Source organism: Nocardia sp. NPDC005978 (genome assembly GCF_040614455.1).
In the GTDB taxonomy this organism is placed as follows: Bacteria; Actinomycetota; Actinomycetes; order Mycobacteriales; family Mycobacteriaceae; genus Nocardia.
This window is the reverse complement of sequence record NZ_JBEXUS010000219.1, coordinates 1-4,242: the sequence shown is the minus strand read 5'-3', so window position 1 is coordinate 4,242 and position 4,242 is coordinate 1. Positions and strand designations below refer to the sequence as shown.

General features: G+C 70.5%; 4 protein-coding genes. 3 read left to right on the top strand and 1 reads right to left on the bottom strand.

What is annotated here, in order from left to right; all coding sequences use genetic code 11:
• A partial coding sequence (locus ABZ319_RS40155; protein ID WP_354991841.1) for a DUF6745 domain-containing protein occupies nucleotides 1-987 on the top strand: 987 nt, incomplete at its 5' end.
• 73 nt (nucleotides 988-1,060) lie between these two features.
• A complete protein-coding gene (locus ABZ319_RS40150) occupies nucleotides 1,061-1,555 on the top strand; it encodes a hypothetical protein (RefSeq protein ID WP_354991840.1) in 495 nt (164 codons plus the stop codon).
• A 55-nt stretch (nucleotides 1,556-1,610) separates the two neighbouring features.
• On the opposite strand, the gene ABZ319_RS40145 is transcribed toward ABZ319_RS40150, so the two are convergent.
• The gene (locus tag ABZ319_RS40145; protein WP_354991839.1) at nucleotides 1,611-2,186 is read right to left on the bottom strand and encodes a TetR family transcriptional regulator; all 576 of its coding nucleotides are present in this window, start codon (nucleotides 2,184-2,186) and stop codon (nucleotides 1,611-1,613) included.
• 721 nt (nucleotides 2,187-2,907) lie between these two features.
• Here ABZ319_RS40145 and ABZ319_RS40140 point away from each other — a divergent pair.
• Nucleotides 2,908-4,242: DEAD/DEAH box helicase (locus tag ABZ319_RS40140; protein WP_354991838.1), on the top strand; the 1,335-nt coding region annotated here is incomplete at its 3' end.

Here is a 4,242-nt window from a genome sequence, read left to right as displayed (position 1 = left end):
GCCGCCGAGGCCGCCGCGCGGCGGGCCTATCGCGCCGCCGGGCTCGCCGTGCCGACCCGCTACGTCTGGGTCGATTCACCGCTCGCTGCCGTGCACGCCATTCGCGCGCTGGAACACCGCGGCGACTCGGTCCGCGAGGCGGTGCGCACCGCACCGTGGGCGGCCGAACGCGAAAGCGCGCATCGGGAATTGGGCCCCGCCGGCTGGGCCGAACTGTGGAATGCGACCGGCGCGCAACTGTGGGACACCACCCGCACCCTGGCCGACCGCATTCGCGCGGGGGTGGTCGACGCCCTGCTCGGCCCGGCTCCCGAGGGCCCGCGCGACACCGCCGCGACCCGGACGACCCGCGGCGCGCAGGTGAGCGAGATTCGCGGCATCCTGCTCGACGCCGTCCTGGGTCAGCACGACGCACCGTGGCTCGTGGCCTTCCACGACCGCGGCGATCGTCTGGCCCCGCTCGCCGATCTGGCCCGGAACACGGGCTGGTGGTGGCCCTTCGAACACGTGGTGGTCTTCAGCGAACGCCCGGTCCGCCTGCACCGCGACGAGGCCGGTCGCCTGCACAGCGAGGACGGCCCCGCCCTGCGCTACGCCGACGGCTTCGCCCTGGCCGCCTGGCACGGCATGCCCGTCCCCGACGACTTCTTCGACGAGCTGGCGACCCTGACCCCCGCGCGCATTCGCGCCGAGGAGAACGCCGAACTCCGCCGCGTCATGCTCGAGCACTTCGGCTACGACCGCTACCTGGCCGAGTCCAAGGCCGAGCCCGTACACCGCGACGAGACCGGAATCCTCTGGCGCATACCGCTGTCCGACGACGAGGACGTGGCCATGGTCGAGGTGGTGAACTCCACCCCCGAACCCGACGGCTCCTTCAACACCTACTGGCTCCGCGTGCCCCCGGACACGACGACAGCCAAGCAGGGCGTCGCCTGGACCTTCGGTCTCGAGGCCGACGAATACGAGCCGCTGCGCCAGACCTGACGCCCGGATACCCCTGAAACCTGGGGCACCCGAAGCACTTTGAAACAAATCAATTCCACATACGATCCGGTTCATGAGCACCTTCTCGCAAGTGGCCCGGACCGGGCTCACCGCAGCGGCGGTCCTGTCGCTGCCGCTGCTGTTCGCACCCCGGGCCATCGCCGACATCGACACCGTCGTCGTCGGCCAGGAATACGACTGGAGCGGATGCGGCTTCGTCGACGGGACCTGCACGGTGTGGGTCAACACCTCCGGCGCCGACGCCACCGCACCCGTCACCCTGACCGCCGAGGGAACGGTCGTGGGTCACCTGACCCCCGAAGTCGACCCGGCGCACGGCCTCCGGGCCACGTTCACCTGGACGCCGCGGCATCCGGGCCGGTACACCCTGGTGGCAACGCAGGGCGACTCCACCCGAACCGAGACCTTCACGGTGTGCCCGGCGGCGAACAGCGGCAGCGGCATCGCCGGGTCCGCCTGCGATCTCGCCACCGGCTCCACCGACACCACCGGACCGGAGAGCGGATCGTCGAGCCTGCTGCGCATCCTGCGCGGGCTCCCCTCCTAGCCCATCCGGCGCGCAGCGCGCCGGATTCGGCGAGCGCACCGCCGGCGCCCGAACCTCACGTCGCCGGAATAGCCCGGTCCACCAGGGTTTTCACCAGTTCGGCGGCACGCTTCTCGTCGAACAGGCCCGGCAGGGTGAGGCGATCCAGGATGAGCCAGTTCAAGCCCAGATAGAGCATCACCACCGCCTCCTCGTCACCGGGCAGAGCCGAATCGCGGTAGTTGGCGATATTGAAATCCAGGTCCGCGCGCACCCGTTCGGTCAGCAGCGCCTGGAGTTCGGGGCGGCGGGTGGCCTCGAGCCGCAGCTCCAGGATCGCGAGATAGCCGGTGCGGAACTGGAACACCCGCTCGACCACCTCCGTCATGAGTTCGGTCATCGACTCGCGTGTCTGCGGCCCACGCGATTTCGCCATCGCCTCCTCGCTGGGGACGAGCCGCTCGTAATAGCGGTTCCCGACCTGCACGAGCAGGGCGTCCCGGCCCGGGAAGTAATTGGACGCCGTCCCCGCGGGCACATCGGCTTCCTTGTCCACGGCCCGGAACGTGAGCCCGCGGGCCCCTTCGCGGGCCAGCACCTCGATCGACGCGTCCAGCAGGGCCTGCCGTCGCTCGGGATTCGTCCGAACCACTTGACACCACTCCATCCGTAGTACTACGTTTCAGTCAGTTCACGCAGAGTACTACATCTGAGGCGGTAACATGCGAAAGCAGCACAGCACCTTCCCCGCGCAGCTCGCACACCAGCGCCGGCAGGTTCGCCCGCTGCCCCCGCGCAGCACCCGAAACGTCATGCCGCGACCGGGCAGGAACGGTTCGCGCTAGCGCCGGACAGCTCGAACGGCCGAGCCGCCCACCACGATTGCCGATCGGTAACGGGCATCTCGCGGACCCCGATGGACCGGGCAGACGGGCCAGTCGGGGGTGACATCGACTACGACGGAGGATCAGCGCGATGAACTTCATCAACGGCTTTTCCAACGCGATAGCGCAATTCCTGATGGGCGCACCCCAGGAGGTCGTCGTCGGGTGGTTGCTGAACGCAATCGGCATGTAGCGCCACCGGTTCCGGCCCGGCGGCCCGCACACCCGTGCGGGCGCCGGGGCCACACGCCCGCGCCGGGCAGGGCGCGGGCGCACCGGCGGATGGAGACGCCGGACACGTCACAGCGATAGCGGGGAATCCGGCGAGGTGGGCTATGGTTGTGACTACCGAGTATTGATCTTGCATACTCCTTCCGTCGTGGATGTCTTCTCTTCGCGTCGGCCACGCAGCGCACTCAGCAAGGTACGGACGAACAGTCCTGTGACCGCTGCGGCTACTTCCGATGCTGAAAGGCACCCGTACCCCCTATGACGAATACCCCCGCGAGTTCTGCCGTGTCCTTTGCCGCCCTGGGCGTGCGCAAGGCCATCGTCGCCGCCCTGGCGAAGAACGACATCAACGCCCCGCTGCCGATCCAGGCCGCGACCCTGACCGACAGCATCGCCGGGCGCGACGTGCTCGGCCGCGGCCGCACCGGCAGCGGCAAGACCCTCGCCTTCTCGATTCCGCTGGTCGAACGCCTCGCCGACGGCGCGGGCGCGACCGCTCCCAGCCATCCGGTCGGCCTGATCCTGGCCCCGACCCGCGAGCTGGCGACCCAGATCGCGGTGGCGCTCGAGCCCATGGCCCGCGCCGTCGGGCTGAAGGTCACCACCGTCTTCGGCGGTGTGCCGCAGAACCGCCAGGCCAAGGCCCTCAAGGCAGGCGTGGACATCGTGGTCGCCTGCCCCGGCCGGCTCGAGGACCTGATGAAGCAGCGTCTGGTGTCGCTGGACGCGGTGCGCGTCACCGTCCTGGACGAGGCCGACCACATGGCCGACCTGGGCTTCCTGCCCGGAGTCACCCGCATTCTGGCGGCCACCCCCGCCACCGGCCAGCGCCTGCTGTTCTCGGCCACCCTGGACAACGGCGTGGACAAGCTCGTCAAGCGCTTCATGCGGAATCCGCTGTCGCATTCGGTCGACGAGGCGCACTCGCCCGTGCCGGACATGACCCACCACGTGTTCGAGGTCAGCGGCGGCGGCGACGCCAAGCGCGACCTGGTCTACGCCCTGGCCTCGGGCGAGGGCCGCCGAATCCTGTTCATGCGCACCAAGCATCACGCGCGCCGCCTGGCCAAGCAGCTCACCGCGGCCGGCATTCCGGCCACCGATCTGCACGGCAACCTGTCCCAGGCCGCCCGCGATCGCAACCTGGCCCAGTTCGCCGCGGGCACCGCGCGCGTGCTGGTCGCCACCGACGTCGCCGCCCGCGGCGTGCACGTCGATGACGTGCAGCTGGTCGTGCACGTCGATCCGCCCGCCGAACACAAGGCGTACCTGCATCGTTCGGGCCGGACCGCCCGCGCCGGATCCTCCGGCGACGTGGTCACGGTCGTGCTGCCCGAGCAGCGCAAGGACGTCGCGGTGCTGCTGCGCAAGGCCGGCCTGAACGTCAGCCCGGAGCGCGTGACCGCGCAGTCGCCCGCGGTGACCGCGCTGGTCGGGCCGATCGCTCCCCTGGTCACCCCGGTAACCACCACCGGCACAGCCGCTTCCGATGACCGCGACGTGGCCGGTAACCGCGGCCGGCGGCGCGGCCCCGGCGGCGGCCAGTCGGCTCGTCCGGCCAAGGCCCGCCCGGCCACCGGCGGACGCGGCGGC